The 17,075-nt window shown below is 37.2% G+C and carries 14 protein-coding genes; 6 read left to right on the top strand and 8 right to left on the bottom strand.

Annotated features, from left to right (window positions below; all coding sequences use genetic code 11):
- The first annotated feature begins 65 nt into the window (after nt 1-65).
- Nucleotides 66-641 (top strand): YceI family protein, encoded by a 576-nt coding sequence (locus BUC21_RS02175; protein WP_073398889.1) that lies wholly within the window; start codon nt 66-68, stop codon nt 639-641.
- 629 nt (nt 642-1,270) lie between these two features.
- Here BUC21_RS02175 and BUC21_RS02165 read toward each other — a convergent pair.
- Together BUC21_RS02165 and BUC21_RS02160 are read right to left on the bottom strand one after the other, a co-directional pair.
- Complete coding sequence (locus BUC21_RS02165) at nt 1,271-1,693, bottom strand: GNAT family N-acetyltransferase (RefSeq protein WP_073398887.1); 423 nt, start codon at nt 1,691-1,693, stop codon at nt 1,271-1,273.
- Between the two features lie 57 nt (nt 1,694-1,750).
- Nucleotides 1,751-2,248, bottom strand: a complete 498-nt coding sequence (locus BUC21_RS02160) for a GNAT family N-acetyltransferase (RefSeq protein ID WP_073398886.1) — start codon at nt 2,246-2,248, stop codon at nt 1,751-1,753.
- A gap of 227 nt (nt 2,249-2,475) precedes the next feature.
- On the opposite strand from BUC21_RS02160, the gene BUC21_RS02155 reads away from it, so the two are divergent.
- Nucleotides 2,476-3,276, top strand: a complete 801-nt coding sequence (locus BUC21_RS02155; RefSeq protein WP_073398885.1) for a carboxypeptidase-like regulatory domain-containing protein — start codon at nt 2,476-2,478, stop codon at nt 3,274-3,276.
- A gap of 56 nt (nt 3,277-3,332) precedes the next feature.
- Here BUC21_RS02155 and BUC21_RS02150 read toward each other — a convergent pair whose 3' ends face one another.
- Complete coding sequence (locus BUC21_RS02150; RefSeq protein WP_073398884.1) at nt 3,333-5,405, bottom strand: glycoside hydrolase family 20 protein; 2,073 nt, start codon at nt 5,403-5,405, stop codon at nt 3,333-3,335.
- A 118-nt stretch (nt 5,406-5,523) separates the two neighbouring features.
- Nucleotides 5,524-7,077 carry a sulfatase family protein gene (locus BUC21_RS02145; RefSeq protein ID WP_073398883.1) on the bottom strand — a complete coding sequence of 518 codons (1,554 nt, stop codon included), beginning with the start codon at nt 7,075-7,077 and terminating at the stop codon, nt 5,524-5,526.
- 423 nt (nt 7,078-7,500) lie between these two features.
- Between BUC21_RS02145 and BUC21_RS02140 the strand changes: the two genes are divergently transcribed.
- The gene (locus BUC21_RS02140; protein WP_073398882.1) at nt 7,501-8,145 is read left to right on the top strand and encodes a response regulator transcription factor; all 645 of its coding nucleotides are present in this window, start codon (nt 7,501-7,503) and stop codon (nt 8,143-8,145) included.
- A 12-nt stretch (nt 8,146-8,157) separates the two neighbouring features.
- Nucleotides 8,158-9,231 carry a tRNA 2-thiouridine(34) synthase MnmA gene (gene mnmA / locus BUC21_RS02135; RefSeq protein WP_073398881.1) on the top strand — a complete coding sequence of 358 codons (1,074 nt, stop codon included), beginning with the start codon at nt 8,158-8,160 and terminating at the stop codon, nt 9,229-9,231.
- A gap of 114 nt (nt 9,232-9,345) precedes the next feature.
- Here mnmA and BUC21_RS02130 read toward each other — a convergent pair whose 3' ends face one another.
- From BUC21_RS02130 to cysK, 3 genes are all read right to left on the bottom strand, one after another.
- Nucleotides 9,346-9,813: a GNAT family N-acetyltransferase gene (locus BUC21_RS02130; protein WP_073398880.1), complete on the bottom strand. Its 468-nt coding sequence runs from the start codon at nt 9,811-9,813 to the stop codon at nt 9,346-9,348.
- 2 nt (nt 9,814-9,815) lie between these two features.
- Entirely contained in the window at nt 9,816-11,123 is a 1,308-nt protein-coding gene (locus tag BUC21_RS02125) for an O-acetylhomoserine aminocarboxypropyltransferase/cysteine synthase family protein (RefSeq protein ID WP_073398879.1), read from the bottom strand.
- A gap of 62 nt (nt 11,124-11,185) precedes the next feature.
- Nucleotides 11,186-12,133 (bottom strand): cysteine synthase A, encoded by a 948-nt coding sequence (gene cysK / locus BUC21_RS02120; protein WP_073398878.1) that lies wholly within the window; start codon nt 12,131-12,133, stop codon nt 11,186-11,188.
- Nucleotides 12,134-12,289: 156 nt separating this feature from the next.
- Between cysK and BUC21_RS02115 the strand changes: the two genes are divergently transcribed.
- Entirely contained in the window at nt 12,290-13,687 is a 1,398-nt protein-coding gene (locus BUC21_RS02115; protein WP_073398877.1) for a S41 family peptidase, read from the top strand.
- A 7-nt stretch (nt 13,688-13,694) separates the two neighbouring features.
- Here the strand turns inward: BUC21_RS02115 and BUC21_RS02110 are convergent, their stop codons facing one another.
- Nucleotides 13,695-14,513 carry an alpha/beta hydrolase gene (locus tag BUC21_RS02110; RefSeq protein WP_073399171.1) on the bottom strand — a complete coding sequence of 273 codons (819 nt, stop codon included), beginning with the start codon at nt 14,511-14,513 and terminating at the stop codon, nt 13,695-13,697.
- A 123-nt stretch (nt 14,514-14,636) separates the two neighbouring features.
- On the opposite strand from BUC21_RS02110, the gene BUC21_RS02105 reads away from it, so the two are divergent.
- A complete protein-coding gene (locus tag BUC21_RS02105; protein ID WP_073398876.1) occupies nt 14,637-17,009 on the top strand; it encodes a TonB-dependent receptor in 2,373 nt (790 codons plus the stop codon).
- The last annotated feature ends 66 nt before the right edge of the window (nt 17,010-17,075 follow it).

The raw sequence follows: 17,075 nt of genomic DNA, 5'->3' as shown, positions 1-17,075 counted from the left end.
GTGAGAATGAACAATCTAACATCTAGTGCGTTATATTTGGTATTAAATTATTAAAAACAGAAGTTATGAAAAAGTTATTTCTATCATTAGCAATGATGTTAGTCTTCTGTGTAGCAAGTTATGCACAGCAATCATGGAGTAACGATCCTGCACATTCTCGTTTAGGCTTCACGGTTAAGCATATGACCATATCCGAAGTCAGCGGCCGCTTTACTGATTTCAGCGTTAAAGTTAAATCTGAAAAAACCGACTTGAGTGATTTGAAAATTGATGTAACAGCTCAAATAGGAAGTATCAATACCGACATTGAAGCAAGAGATAAACACCTAAAAAGTGCAGATTTCTTTGATGCAGAAAAGTATCCCACACTTACTTTTGTTAGTACATCACATAAAAAGATCACGAATAATAAATTCAAATTAATGGGAAACCTAACCATGCACGGTATTACTAAATTCATAACTCTGGATGTAGTTTATTTTGGTGAAGTAACTAACCCCATGAACCAAAAGAAAGTTTATGGCTTCAAAGTTACCGGAGTTGTAAAACGTTCAAATTACAACTTAGGTTCTAAGTTTGGTAATGCAATGATCAGTGATAATGTAAAAATCGTAGCCGATCTTGAATTTAGTAAAGACTAAAGAAAAAATAAATTTGCAAAGGTATGAGGGTATCCCAAAAGGGTACCCTCTTTTATATGCGCGGAATTATTCTTCTTTTTTCTGTATTTATAGGGGGTGAAATAAAAAAGCCCGCAGCTTATAATCAAGTAATTAGCTTAAAAAGTAAAACGGATTGTCAGAAAACTTCCTTTATAGTTTCCCTGATAAATAGGAAGAACGAGTTAAAAAGTGTTTCATGGTTGATTTTAAGCACTATATAGAGGGATAAAAAAGAACTAAAATTCGAGCATTTTTATATAATATTACAAACAAATCCAATAAAATGCTCTCACAAAGTAAAAAAAGCTATTTATACCATTAATCTATTAAAAGTATCCACTTCATATATAACCATTTAGAACAATAAATTAAATATGTAAAATATTAGAACTAAAGTTAAGAATAGATTACATATAAAAGGCCTGGTAATACTATAACAAATTTCTATATTTTAGCAGCTTCTCATACTTTGAAAACATGGCAATTCTACTTTTGAAATGATCCCGAAAGTTTTTTTGTCTAATTTTCGGGAGCATATAATTTTTGGACAGCCCCATATCTTTTATTCTTTAATCAAAAACACAATTAGTATTTTCAAAAGATCACTTTTATTCAATAAAGCCTTTTTCTCTTTTGCTATCAGCATCCTGGAAATAAGCCATGCCTGTAAGCATTTTACTGAAACCACTTCTTTTATAAAATTCTTCTTTGCCTGGAGAAGCATATAAAATGAGATTGTAACCAGAAAGTTGTTCCTTTAAATTTTCAATAAGTATTTTGCCCAATCCTTTACCTTGATAGGATGGATGAATAGCTACATCATATACCGCAGCCTGTAAAACACCATCACTGATAGCTCGTGCGAATCCAACCAATGTCTCTTTGTGGAATATAAAAACTGTTGAGGCACTATTTCGAAAAGCTTTTTCCTGAACTTCAGGGGCATGATATCTCATACCTACAGCTTTTAATATTTCTACTACTTCAGAGAAGTCGATGCCATCACAATTATTTATTACTCTTATTTCCATAACTAAGCAAAGATTGTTATTTATATGCTTTATTTCAGGTATCTGATAAAATGAGGACTAGACCTCTTTCTGATAAAACATTAAATCCAGGTATTGGTCAAATTTACGGGCCACGTTCTTCAAATTCCCACTGCAGGTATAACCACACTTCTCAAACAAATGGCGGCTAACCATGTTATCGCCGGAAATCAGTGCAACAATATTTGTAAACCCTCCTTCGCGTACATAGTCTTCAAGTCTCAGTAAAGCTTCTGTTCCATATCCTCTGCCTTCGAACCCGGGTTTAAGGTAAATTGTAATTTCAACTGATACACTAAATGCAGCTCGTGGCTTGAACTTATTAAAATAACAGAAGCCACATTTTTCTCCCTCGGGAGTTAAAAGCATAAAGGAACGGTAAAGAGGATCTTTTACAGGAACAAAACTCCTTATATCCTCCATCGGAACAGGATCTATAGAATAAACAACAGTAGTATTAAGCGTGTAGTAATCATACATTTCCTTTACGAAAGTAAGATCTTCCTCTTCTATTTCTACAAATTTCAATTGATTCATAATTCGATAACTGGTATTTGAAGTCCAAAGATAGATGTTTTTTTGCTAATCGTACTTTAGGTTTTGATTAATAAAAACTATTTAATTTGTTATTTAGAGATAAAAAATTAACAAATAAATTAAATTTTCGAAACATATTTGTACACAGCTTTAAAAAAGATATACATTTACACTATCAAATTAAATGATTAAAATAAAACACTACATAAACAAATGAATAACTCTAAATGAAAAGATCTATCAACCTGATTATCTTAATTATTTTCCCCATTATCACATTTGCCCAAACATATTCTGGAAATGTTCTTAATGAGAAAAAAGAGCCTTTGGAATTCGTAAACATTGGTATCGTAGGGAAAGATATAGGTACGGTTTCAGATGTAAATGGGCACTACAATATAAATGTTGGTTCAGAATTTGATAACGATTCTATCCGTTTTTCCTATACAGGATATACCCCAGTTTCCATTAAGATGGCCGATTTTAAAAAGCAACCTCATCTTATCAGTCTTAAGCCACAAGTCTTTAACCTGAGTGAAGTAGTAATAAAACCAATTCGTGTAAAAGAAAAGAAGTTAGGTAATAATTTCAAGGTATTTTTTCAAGCCGGTTTCATGGATAATAAAAAAGGATATGAAATGGGAGTTCTATTAAAGATTAAGAAACGGGCTATCTTACATAACGTTTCTATAAAAGTAACCAAATGCACTTACGACAGTCTTTGTTTTCGTCTGAATGTTTATAAAGAGGCAGGCAAAAATAATTTTGTTAATGTGCTGCGCGATCCAATATATATTTACAGTAAAGCGCCTAAAGGTTCATTTACTTTGAGTTCTAAATTAACAGATAATAAACTGGATAATATTGTTGTTGAAGGAAATACACTTGTTACAATGGAGTTTATTAAGGATTTAGGTAAAGGACAATTGTACCTGGCATCGGGGATGAATAGGATCCACATCCTATTACAGAAAAACAAGTCAGGGAAAATGGAAAAAAGCACCAGTAAAACTAGCCTTAAATGTTGATGCAGAAGTAGAGAAATAATAGAGTTAATCCACTCTATTATTTCCCTAGCATTATTTTACTTCACAACAATCTCATCAACAAACATAAAACCTCCTTTACTGTTAGGACGGGCAATGTATTGAATGTAGCGTGCTGTTTGTTCACCTTGCCAGCCAAATTCGCGGAAGGCTAACCGTTCATAATCCTCTGGAAGCTCGTTCTCTATTTTGCGAAGAGAAGTAAAATTCACACCATCTTCAGAGATTCTGATTTCCACGTCATGAGGCATCCACACACCAGGTCCGATGAGTTGCATAAAGTCGGCACCTATTGAATGAATAGGCATTGATGCACCAAGGTCAATCGTTACATCCAAGTCTGTACCAATAATACCTTGCCAACGGTGATCGCCGTACGACCATCCCCCTCTGAATCCATCTACCAAAGCAGAGTCTCCTCCAGCCGTGTAATTATAGTAGTACTTCTTTTTTGAGTTATAGGTTATTTTCTTTCCAACAGCAAGATGGTTCACTTTGTGCAAACTTACTGGTCTCTCTCCCACTTCATTCTTCAGCTGAAAAGGATGATATCCACGACTTTCGAGGAAATTGACAGCTTTCAATGCACGTGCATGAAAATCCAGGTACGACTTAAGTTCAGGAGCTGTCCATGCAACTTCAGCCAAAGCCAGTAATCTTGGATAAATCATGTATTCTGCATGTTCGGGCGTTGGAACGTATTCAGTCCATAAGTTAGCCTGCACACCAAGAATTAGTTTTTTCTGATCAACAGTCAGTGAATCGGGAACAGGATTATAAGAATATACTTTCTGCAAAGGCAAAAATCCTCCAATTGCTTCGGGTTGAGTGGAAGGATCATCTTGAAAAGCATCAAAATAACAAAACTCTCCAGGAGTCATTATAGCCTGATGACCAGCTTTTGCTGCAGCTATTCCACCTTGTTCACCTCGCCATGACATCACAGTAGCATCGGGTGCCAAACCACCCTGAAGTATTTCATCCCAACCCAGCAGTTTTCTTCCGTTAGCATTAAGGAACTTTTCTATTCTGTGAATCATATAACTCTGTAGCTCATCCACATTCTTTAAATTCTCATTGGTCATACGTGCCTGACATTTAGTACAGGTTTTCCATCCCTTCTTGCTTGCTTCGTCTCCTCCTATATGAATATATTTAGAAGGGAAAAGAGCCATAACCTCGGTCAATACGTTTTCAAGAAATGTAAAAGTACTGTCATTTCCAATACAGAAGTCTGAATCCACATAAGGTTTTCCCGAGCAAGATAATTCCGGGTAAACAGCCAGAACTTCTTCAGAGTGTCCCGGCATCTCTATTTCCGGAATAACAGTGATGAAGCGCGACTGTGCATAAGCTACCACCTCTTTGATATCTTCCTGAGTATAATATCCGCCTTCTGCTTTCGGATTATTTATAGTACAATATTTCCGGCCATTTCTATGCCATTCTTTCCAGGTTTTATAAGGTCTCCATGCAGCACTATCAGTGAGTAAAGGATATTTTTTAATTTCAATACGCCAACCTGCACCGTCAGTCAGGTGCCAATGAAAGCGGTTAAGCTTGTAATAAGCCATCATATCAAGCTGCATCTTGATGAAATTCTTAGTAAAGAAATGACGGGATACATCCAGATGAAGTCCTCGGTAAGAAAATCTGGGAGTATCCTTAATAAGTACAGCTGGAAGCACTTTTGTTTTCAAACCTTCATTCTGATTCACTAACTGTAAAAGCGACTGAACCCCATAAAATAATCCAGCTCCATCTGTAGCAGATATAGTTATTTGCTTAGGAGTTATTGATAGCTGATAACTTTCAGCTGATGGATAATCGGCTGTTTTTTCAACCAAAAGAAGGTTCACTGAATTTTTCTTACCCGATTTCCCTATTTTAGAAAGTTTTAGAGGAGATTCTTTTAAGAAGTTGAGCATATTATTACGCTCTTCATCTTTAAGATTTGTATAGAGCACCGTCTTTTTATTAAGTATAAAGGTTCCTTTCTGCAACTCTTCAACCAACGGTTTTGGTGTAATATGAAGCTGAGCGGCCAGTTTGCCACCACTGCATAAAAAAACTATCAATAGAATAAGGATGTTTGTTCTGTTTCGTTTCATTAGCTAGTATTTTATTAATTATCAATTCTATACAAACAAGTCAGTTCTGTTATTTGTTATCTAAATTATTACTTTTGTAAGCTTCAAATTTATTGTTTGCTCTCCAATATTACAAACATTAATGGGTAATCGGCACATATTGAGGATTTAAAGCCTTTTCTTTTTCAAGAATAGCCTTAAGTGTTTCAATCTCCATTGCATGTTTAGAAGCAACATTCTCTTTCTCTCCTCTATCTTTCTTCAGGTTATAAAGCTGAGGTTCCTTACTATTGCCTAGTTCCGTATTAGTTAGCTTATTGTATGCAGGGCCATTACCTGGAGCAATATATTTCCATTTACTAGTGGATACAGACAATGTACCGGCTTGTTCTATAATGTACTTACGCCCTTTCTTTGTCTCTCCTAAAAAAGCCGACAGGTAGTTCTTACTATCGGGAGCATCTCCTTTTTTTATCTCTTTACCCATCAAGGCTGATAAAGATGCAAATAAATCGACCTGAGAAACCAAAGCATTGGAAACACCCGATTTAACCTTGGCTGGCCAACTAATTAAAAATGGAATTCGTGTTCCTGCTTCAAAAATGCTGTACTTACCTCCACGGAAAGGTCCCCATGGACGATGTTTTCCTAATAATTCCACTGCTCTATCCTGATATCCGTCATCAACAACCGGACCATTATCGCTGGTTAAAACAATAAGCGTATTTTCAGTCAAGCCCAGTTTATCGAGCGTCTTTATTATCTCACCTACACTCCAATCGAACTCTAATAATGCATCGCCACGGGCTCCCATTCCGCTTTTACCAACAAACCGAGGATGTGGAACGCGGGGAACGTGAGCATCATTCGTTGCAAAATAAAGAAAGAACGGATGATCTTTGTTGTCTCTAATAAAATTGACCGCTTTATTTGTAATACTATCGGCTATATTCTCATCTTTCCAAAGAGCTTGTTTTCCCCCTTTCATGTATCCAATTCGAGAAATTCCATTCACAATAGCCTGATCGTGACCATGATTTACACTTGGCTTCAAAGTGGTAAGTAATTCTGGATGATCTTTTCCCAAAGGTTCACCAGGGAAAGGTTTCTCATAACTTACCTGTATAGGATCATTGGGATCAAGATTTACAACCCGTTGATTATCTACAAAAACACATGGTACACGGTCGCCCGTTGCAGCCATAATATACGAATAATCAAAACCAATATCTGATAATCCCGGAGTAATATATCCATTCCAATCCTGTGTTCGGGCTTTATCTCCTAGTCCTAAATGCCACTTACCTACTGCACCTGTTGTATATCCACATGTTTTAAACATATCTGCAATCGTTGTCTGTTCAGGACGGATAATCATTCCGGCATCACCTGTAGCAATTCCGGTATCATTGCGTCTCCAAGCATAGTGACCGGTAAGTAAAGAATAACGGGAAGGTGTACTTGTTGCAGCAACAGCATGTGCATCTGTAAAACGGATTCCACGAGAAGCCAGTTTATCTACATTTGGAGTATGAATTGTTTTTTCGCCATAGCAACTTAAGTCACCATAACCAATATCATCGGCCAGGATAAAAATAAAATTTGGAGATTTCGTTTGCTGAGCATATATTGAAATTGCAGGTGTAACTAGTGTAGTACCTAGACCTAGCAAACTAAATAAATTTTTATTCATATTATTGATCTTAATTTGTTCAAGGTTCAGAGATTTGAATTCTGCTATAAAGGTGTAGAACTTCTTCTCTTGAATATTAAATTCATTTTATTTATATTATAAATTGGCAATTTTCTTTTCGTCAATATCTTTAATATTCATAAACTTAGATTTCAAGCTTTGATTACGAAGAAGGAATTATAATAAATCTTACTTAAAGAATTAAATCATAGTATCTAAACAAGACTAATAGCACCCAAAGTTATAAACTATCTATAAATACACAATGAATTAATTATATTTTCTTTTAATCAAGCTTTTATAAATTAAAAATAATAATAAATATAAAAATCATTCTTTTCAAAAAAATCAAGAAGAATATTTCCATTATTTTCCGTAAATTTGCACCCGAATTAAGACAAAACAGCAGAAGGCTAAAGAATTATGAGAGATTATGTTATTGCAGACAATCAGGATATTACCAAAGCAGGGATATTATTCTTGCTAGGGGGACTGAAAGATGTAGGCAATATCACAGAGGCTAATAACCGTGCTGAGCTTATCAAAGAATTGCGTACCTCACCAGAAGCAATCGTTATTCTGGACTATACGCTGTTTGACTTTGCCGGAGCCGATGAATTACTTATTCTCAATGAACGCTTCCCTAAAATTAGCTGGATACTCTTTTCCGATGAACTTAGTGAAGAGTTTGTTAAGCGGGTACTATACAGTAGTCAGTCGTTCAGCTTCGTGATGAAAGATAATTCAAAAGAAGAAATTACATCTGCTTTACAGTGCGCCATGCGCAAAGAAAGGTTTATCTGTAATCATGTAAGTAACATGCTGATTGGCAAACAAACTCAGGCTCCTATCGAAAATATACTTACCAATACAGAAAAGATTATTTTAAAAGAGATAGCATTAGGTAAAACTACTAAAGAAATTGCCGCCGAACGGAATCTGAGTTTTCACACAATTAACTCACATAGAAAAAACATCTTCCGGAAACTGGAAGTAAACAACGTTCACGAAGCAACAAAATACGCCATGAGAGCAGGGATTGTTGACATGGCGGAATATTATATATAACATTTATTTTTTATGGAAATAGCAACATTACTCTCAGGAGGTGTAGACAGCTCAGTTGTTGTACATCTTCTAAAAGAACAAGGATATGATCCGGCTTTGTTTTATATCAAGATCGGAATGGATGACGATGAGGATCTTTCATGTACAGCTGAAGAAGATATTGAAATGGCAACTTATATTGCGAAAAAATACGGTTGTCGTTTTGAAATTATTGATTTACAGAAGGAATATTGGGACAATGTGGTGTCTTATACCATTGATAAAGTGCGTAAAGGATTCACTCCCAATCCAGACGTAATGTGCAATAAACTAATTAAGTTTGGTTGCTTTGAACAGAAATGCGGAAAAGATTTTGATAAGACTGCTACAGGACATTATGCTTCTACTACAGAAATAGATGGAAAGGTTTATCTATCTACAGCTATTGACCCGGTGAAAGATCAGACCGACTTCTTGGCTCAGATTGATTACTTGCAGGTATCAAAGCTGATGTTCCCTCTTGGCAGAATGATGAAGAGCGAAGTTAGGGATGCCGCTCTCCGCGCAGCACTTCCTACTGCCAAAAGAAAAGATAGTCAGGGCATTTGCTTCCTGGGAAAGATTAACTATAACGACTTCATTCGTCGCTATTTAGGCGAGAAGAAAGGAAAAATTGTGGAGCTGGAAACAGGAAAGATTCTAGGTACCCACAATGGATATTGGTTCCACACAATCGGTCAACGAAAAGGACTAGGCTTAGGTGGTGGTCCTTGGTTTGTTATTAAAAAAGATCTGGAACAAAACATAATCTATGTTTCCCGCGGTTACGAAGTTGAAACACAATATGGACAGGAATTCAGCATGCACGATTTCCATTTCATCACAGACAATCCATGGGAATCAGTAAAAGATTCTATTGATGTCACTTTCAAGATTCGCCATACTCCGGAATTTATTCCTGGAAAGCTTACACACGATGGAAACATTTACAGAATAGAATCTTCCAAAAAGCTGCAAGGTATAGCACCCGGACAGTTTGGAGTGGTATATGATAAAGATGCAAACATTTGCGTAGGAAGTGGAGAAATCCTTTGCAAGGATAGATAAATGTATAGCCGGAACCTTTTAATTTTCACAAAATTAAAATGCTCCGGCTAGCCACCACTTAAAAACAACAACAATAAAGAACGAGAGTAGATTATGAAACCACCGCTGTGGGCTTCATAAATATAATTCCATCATAATATTGCAACGTTTATATGAAGCACCACGTTTAGGAACTGATTTAAATCCAAGTTTCTTATAAAGCGCTATGGATGCTTCCATTCTTGTATTCCCTTCCAGAAATATCTTTTTATAACCGTTACTTCGGGCATAAGCCAAAGCTGCTTCTCCCAACAGGCTCCCAGCTCCTTTACCTTGATAGCCAGGAGTTACAGCCATCTTTGCCAATTCATATATTCCTTTTTCCGGATGAGACATAAGTGCACAACATCCAACAGGCTTTCCATATTTATTGACTACAAAGAAAATTTGTCCGCCTTTATTCAGAATGTAACCTTCTGGGTCGTTAAATACAACTCGGTCAGAACTCTCCAGATGGAAGAAAGTCTTTATCCATTCTGAATTAAGCCGAACAAAATCTGATTGATAGGACGGCTGATATAATTCTATTCTCAGCTCACCCATAATTATAACTTAGCAAGTGCCTGCTCCAAATCTGCTTTGATATCGTCAATATTCTCAATACCAGCAGAAAGGCGAAGCAATCCGGGAACCGCACCCGAAGCAATTTTTGCTTCTTCCGAAAGCTGTTCGTGTGTAGTTGCAGCTGGATGAATAATCAAGGTTTTAGCATCACCAACATTAGCCAAATGGCTTATAAGCTGCAGATTATTAATCAAATTGTCGGCATCTTTGCTTCCACCTTTAAGTTTAAAGGAAAGAACACCACCAAAACCTCTTTTCAGATATTTCACAGCCAAATCATGATATGGACTGCTTTTCAATCCCGGATAGTTTACATATTCCACTTCCGGACGAGCTTCCAGCCACTGTGCCAAAGCCAAAGCATTAGAAACATGACGTTCTACGCGAAGAGACAACGATTCAAGTCCTTGCAACAATAAGAAAGAGTTGAATGGAGAGATTGTATTACCCCAATCGCGCAATCCTTCTGTACGTGCACGAATAGTAAATGCTATATTTCCGAATGGGCCATTTGCACCAAACACATCCCAGAACACCAATCCATGATAACTTTCGCTAGGTTCTGTAAAAGCTGGGAATTTACCATTACCCCAGTTAAACTTACCGCTATCTACAATAACACCACCCAAAGCAGTTCCATGTCCACCAATCCATTTTGTAGCACTTTCCACAACAACACTAGCACCATGTTCCAACGGACGGAATATGGCTCCACCAGCACCAAAGGTATTATCAACGATCAATGGAATACCATGCTTATCGGCAACAGCAGCAATCGCCTCGAAATCAGGAATATTCAAATCCGGATTACCAATAGTTTCCAGATAAAGCGCTTTAGTCTTATCATCAATCAGTTTCTCAAACTCTTCAGGAGAATCATTCGGAGTAAAATGAACAGTTACTCCCAGTCTTTTAAACTGATTCTTAAACTGATTATATGTTCCACCATACAAGTGAGAAGTAGAAACAAAGTTATCACCAGCCTCAACAATGTTATTCAATGCAATGAACTGAGCCGATTGTCCGGAAGAGGTAGCCAAGGCGGAAAGTCCGCCCTCAAGGGCTGCCACTCTTTTTTCAAACACATCGGTAGTAGGATTCATTAATCGTGTATATATATTGCCAAACTTACGTAATCCAAACAGATCAGCACCATCCTGTGCATCTTCAAAAACATAAGAACTTGTCAGGTAGATAGGTACTGCACGTGAATGTGTTGTTTTATCAACTTCCTGTCCTGCATGCACCTGCAATGTTTCAAACTTTAGTTTATTTGTATCAATAGCCATATTCGTAATATTTTAAATTTCTTATTCTATTAATTAAATCAGGATAAATTCAGCTCCCGCTCCTATAAAGGATATTCGTCGAAAGCATAAAGCAAAGTAGAAAGGTAGCGTTCGCCAGTGTCAGGAAGTAATACTACAATCTTCTTTCCTGCGTTTTCAGGCCTCTTAGCCAATTCTGAAGCAGCAAAAGTAGCGGCTCCTGATGAAATGCCAACCAGTAAGCCTTCCTGTGAAGCAAGTTCACGACCTGTGCGGATTGCATCATCATTGCTCACCTGAATAATTTCATCTACCACACTGCTGTTAAAGTTATTAGGAACAAACCCTGCACCTATACCCTGAATTTTATGTGGACCAGATTTACCACCGGACAATACTGGAGAATCGAAAGGTTCAACAGCTACAATCTTAATATTAGGATTATAATTTTTTAAAGTCTTTCCTACTCCAGATACAGTACCACCAGTACCAACGCCTGCTACAAAGATGTCAACCTTACCATCTGTATCTCTCCATACTTCTTCTGCTGTAGTTTTGCTATGAATTTCAGGATTAGCAGAATTTTCAAATTGTTGAAGAATAACTGCATCCGGAGTTTCTTCTTTAATTGCAAATGCTTTAGCAATTGCCCCTTTCATACCTTCGGCACCAGGAGTCAGAACTAGATTCGCACCAAGAGCTTTAAGAAGATTTCTACGTTCAACGCTCATGGTATCTGGCATTGTCAAAATTAGCTTATATTTTTTTACTGCGGCAACAAATGCAAGTCCTACTCCCATGTTTCCGCTTGTTGGTTCTACTATCACACTTCCCGATTTAAGAAGTCCTTTCTCTTCAGCATCCTGAATCATTGCAAACGCAGCACGATCTTTTACGCTACCAGCAGGATTAAAATATTCAAGCTTTGCAATTACTGTTGCTTTGAGATCCTTAACTGCATTAAAATGAGAAAGTTCTAATAAAGGAGTATTTCCTATTAAGTCTGTTAATTGTTTTGCGATCTTTGCCATAATGCTATAGTTTTTAATTGTTTTCTTATATTGCAAAGATAGGGTGTGATTAAGGGGTACACAATCACGTAATTTAGTCATTTTCGTACCACAATTGTGGTATAAATCAATAGGAATTACTAGTTTTGTAATCTTAAACGAAGAAAATCACAGAAAATGAAGAAATATACATATTTGTTTTTACTGCTCCTTGGAGCAACATTTGCCACATTATTATCTTCCTGTCAAGGAGAAGATCGCCGGTTGGAATACAAGGATACTAAAGGTGTTAACGACTGGATTTATGGTGAGATGAAAGACGTTTATTTATGGTATGATGAAATTCCAGCTGAAAGCAAACTAAACTTTTATGCAAACCCGGATACCTTCTTCTATACTTTACTATCAAGCAAAGAAAAGAAAAACGGGAACTATTATTCATGGATAGAGCAAAAAGAGGTTACTACTAAAAGTATTGATGACAGCTCTTCTTACGGATTCGAGTTTATGAGTTATACAGACGAAAAAAATAGTTCTGTATATGTTCGCGTGCTTTATGTTTTGCCAGGAAGTCCTGCCAGCACTGCCGGACTGAAACGTGGTGACTGGATTATAGCCTTTGACGGTAATAAAATAACAAGTACCAATTATACCCAATTGCTTACCGGCAGTGGAGTAAAGCTAACTTTAGCTACCTATACAGGAAATTCAACTAACCCATTTGCAGAAAAAGGTACACTAACTTTAGGTGCCGCCAAAGCTGTGAATAATGACCCTATTCTGGTAAATAAAGTATTAACAAGTACATCGGGAAGCAAGATCGGCTATCTGATGTACACTCACTTTGCCACCGGTCCAAATGATAATGCCAACGATTACACTTATCAAAATGAATTGCGCCAGCTCTTTGCATCATTCAAAAGTCAGAATGTAACAGAATTCGTTCTCGACCTTCGTTACAATCCTGGAGGATATATCAGCAACAGCCAGTTACTTAGTACAATGCTTGCTCCAAGTTCAGCGTTGGGCAAAACATTTTGCGTAATAAAGTACAATGATAAAATGAGTCCGTCACAAAACATCTATAGCTTCGACAGTGATTCTATTAAAGGAGGAGCTAATCTTAATCTGTCTCGTCTGTATGTTTTGGTAAGCAAATACACAGCCTCATCATCAGAGCTATTGATCAACGGACTAAAACCATTTATGAATGTAACATTAATTGGTACAACTACCGAAGGAAAGAATCTGGGATCTGTCTCTATTCAGCACGAAGAATCAAACTGGATGATTCAACCTATTATAGGGAAACTGTACAATTCAAAAAATGAGTCTGATTACGGTAGTGGTTTTACTCCCGATTACGAACTGGATGAATTTTCAGATTACAGCACATATAAAGAACTGGGAGATGAAAATGAAATGATGTTGAGCAAAGCACTTGCATTAATAAATGGTGCGAGCCTCACAAAGAGCATTCGCACCAAATCTATATCTACTGTGTTGAACGCCAAACAAAGTTCACTGGATAGAAAAAAGACAAACGGAGCATGGTTAGCTCCTATAAAGAAATAACAAGCGGTTATCTTTCAAAGAACTTTTTAAAGAACAACAACTGATAGTCAATGGAATTATTCCAATATTGACCGCTATGACCTCCGGGACGGGTAATGAAATCATGATTGATTTTCCGTCCCAATAACCGTTCGTGGAGATCTTTATTCACATTAAGAAAGAAATCACCTTCTCCGCAATCAATAATAATAGCAAGGTCGCCGTTTTCAATTTTATCAATCTGATTAATTACAGTATGTTCATCCCATGATTTCTTATTGTAAGCAAACTCACCCAGCTGTTTACTCATTTCCCAGTTAGTTGGAAAAGGACGAATGTCTACTCCACCACTGGTACTTCCTGCTGCACCAAAAATATCTTTGTGACGGAAAGCAAGCCACAACGCTCCGTGACCACCCATACTTAAACCAGTAATAGCACGACCTTTCTTTTCTGCAACAGTTTTATAATGATTATCAATATACTTCACTAATTCATCTGATACAAATGTTTCGTAACGATAGGAAGAATCCTTTGGACTATCCCAATACCAACTGTTTTTACCATCAGGACATACTATGATCATCTTATTCTGATCAGCAATTTCAGGTAAATTTGGTTTCAACTGTATCCAGCTTTTGGCATTACCACTATAGCCATGCAAAAGATAAAGTACCGGATAGGTTGCACTCTTTGAGGCCTTAGTCGCTTCAGGAGAAATTACAACCACCTGTACGTCTTTATTCATAGACGGGCTTTTCACTAACAATGTATCTACCTTTGCTGCATGCAGACTCACTGCAAGAAAAAGCAAAAAAACAGATAAAGAAATAATACGGTTTTTCATGTTCATTAATTATTAATACTTATATTGTTCTAAATTTTAGAATTCTACAAAATTAAATAAAAAGAAAAAGGATTATAACATTTTTATTCCGATTTTTGTTATTAGTAAAAAATACGACAATTTATGAAAAAGATAATATCCCTGATTATTTTTGTGTTGGTCGCTCTGACCACCGTGGCACAACAAAAACATTCCATAAAAGGAATAGTAATCGACAAAGGAAAACGAGAACCAATATCCTTTGCAAGTATAGGTATTAATGGAACCGGACAAGGAGCAGTGACAGATTCTGTGGGAAAATTCAACATTCAGAATGTAGTACCGGGAATATATAGACTACAGATTTCAGCAGTAGGATACAACACAGTGCTCACCCCCGAATATATTATCTCCACAAAAGATCTCTTTATAACGGTAGAACTTGAAGAAAGCGTTACTCAACTGGGCGAAGTAAGCGTTACAGCTTCTATGTTCAGAAGAAATCCCGAAAGTCCTGTTGGGCTTCGCCTGATAGGGTTGCAGGAAATAGAGAAAAGTCCGGGAGCTAACCGCGACATTTCACGCATTGTGCAAAACTATGCAGGCGTGGGATACTCACCTGTGGGATACCGTAACGACCTGATTGTCCGGGGAGGCGGTCCTTCAGAAAACCGTTTCTATATGGATGGAGTGGAGATTCCCAATATTAATCACTTCAGTACGCAGGGAGCATCCGGCGGACCGGTTGGAATTATTAATGCCGACCTCATCCGTGAAGTTAGTTTTTATACCGGGGCTTTTCCCGCAAGCAAAGGAAATGCACTGAGCTCCGTGCTCGATTTCAAGTTGCGTGACGGAAATATGGAAAAGAACTCCATGAAAGCTACTCTCGGAGCATCCGAGTTTTCTTTAACCTCTAATGGTAAACTAAGTAAAAAGACAACTTATCTGGCTTCTGTTCGTCAGTCATACCTGCAATTCCTTTTCAAAGCTTTGGGATTGCCTTTCCTGCCTACATATACCGATGCACAGTTTAAAACAAAAACACGACTTTCCCAGCATAATGAAATTACATTCCTTGGACTTACAGGTATTGACAATATGAAACTCAATACAAATCTTACGGGCGAAAAGGCAGAATATATACTCAGCTATCTGCCCACTGTTAAGCAGGAAACATTCACTCTTGGTTCGGTATACAAACATTATGCAGGCGCACATATCCAGACAGTAGTTTTGAGTCACAGTTATCTGAATAATCACCTCACAAAATATCTGAGAAATGATGAAAGCAGCCCTGATAATCTGACATTGAAATATGGTTCGCTTGAGCAGGAAACTAAACTGCGTGTAGAAAATGTTTCTACCTTTGGGGCTGTAAAAGTGAGTTTCGGAGCAAATCTGGATCACACACAATATAGCAATAACACATTTCAAAAGGCATACACAGATCAATCTAAGACATATAAGTATCACACCTTTCTGGATATGCTGCGCTGGGGATTCTTCGGAACCATGAATTATGAATCACCGGATGAACGAATGACTGTCTCACTGGGCGTAAGAGGTGATGCCTGCAATTATACCTCACAGATGAATAAGCTCAATAATCAACTTTCACCAAGGTTGTCTCTCTCCTACCAGATTATAGGCGATGTTTATTTCAGTGGCAATGTAGGACGGTATTATCAGTTACCGGCTTATACCGCTCTTGGTTATAAAGATAACAATGGTATTTATGTCAATAAAAATCTTGGATATATAACTGTCGATCAATACAGTGCCGGACTAACTTACAAGCATAGCGAGAACCTTCAGATTACTGCCGAAGGATTCTACAAAAAGTACGATAATATTCCTTTTTCCATAAATGATAATATCCCGTTGGCAGATAAAGGAGCCGATTATGGTGTGGTAGGAAATGAGGAACTTACACCCACTGCTCAGGGGCGTTCGTATGGTATTGAGTTGATGGCTAAGTGGATTATCGTGAAAAAGCTAAATCTATCCTCCGCCCTCACCCTCTTTAAAAGTGAATACCGAAAAAATGAGATAAGTCCATATATCGCCTCTTCGTGGGATAACAAATACATCTTCAATCTGGGAGGTACGTACAACTTTGAAAAGAACTGGAGTTTCGGAGCAAAAATAAGCAGTATAGGTGGTGCGCCTTACACTCCTTATGATGTAGAAAAATCATCACTGGTAACGGCATGGGATGCGCAAGGCAGGGCTTATTACGACTATTCCGAATACAACACCGAACGTTTATCTGCCTATACCCGCATTGACCTGAGAGTTGATAAAACTTTCTATATTAAGAAATACATGCTTGGTTTCTACATTGATTTACAGAATATAACAGGTAGTCAGATTAAGCAAGCCGATGCCTTAATGAGTACCGGAGTAATTGAAAATCCTTCCGCTCCTGCAAATCAGCAACGGTATAAAATGAAATATATCAGTCAGAATAGTGGTACAGTGATTCCTACTTTGGGCATAACCTTTGAGTTTTAGCAAATAGACCTTTCATAAAAACAATGTTCACCGAAACCCGGACCTTTATAATTTCAACTTTAAAAG

The organism is Bacteroides luti, assembly GCF_900128905.1.
Lineage (GTDB): Bacteria > Bacteroidota > Bacteroidia > Bacteroidales > Bacteroidaceae > Bacteroides > Bacteroides luti.
This window is presented reverse-complemented; position numbering and strand designations above follow the sequence as displayed.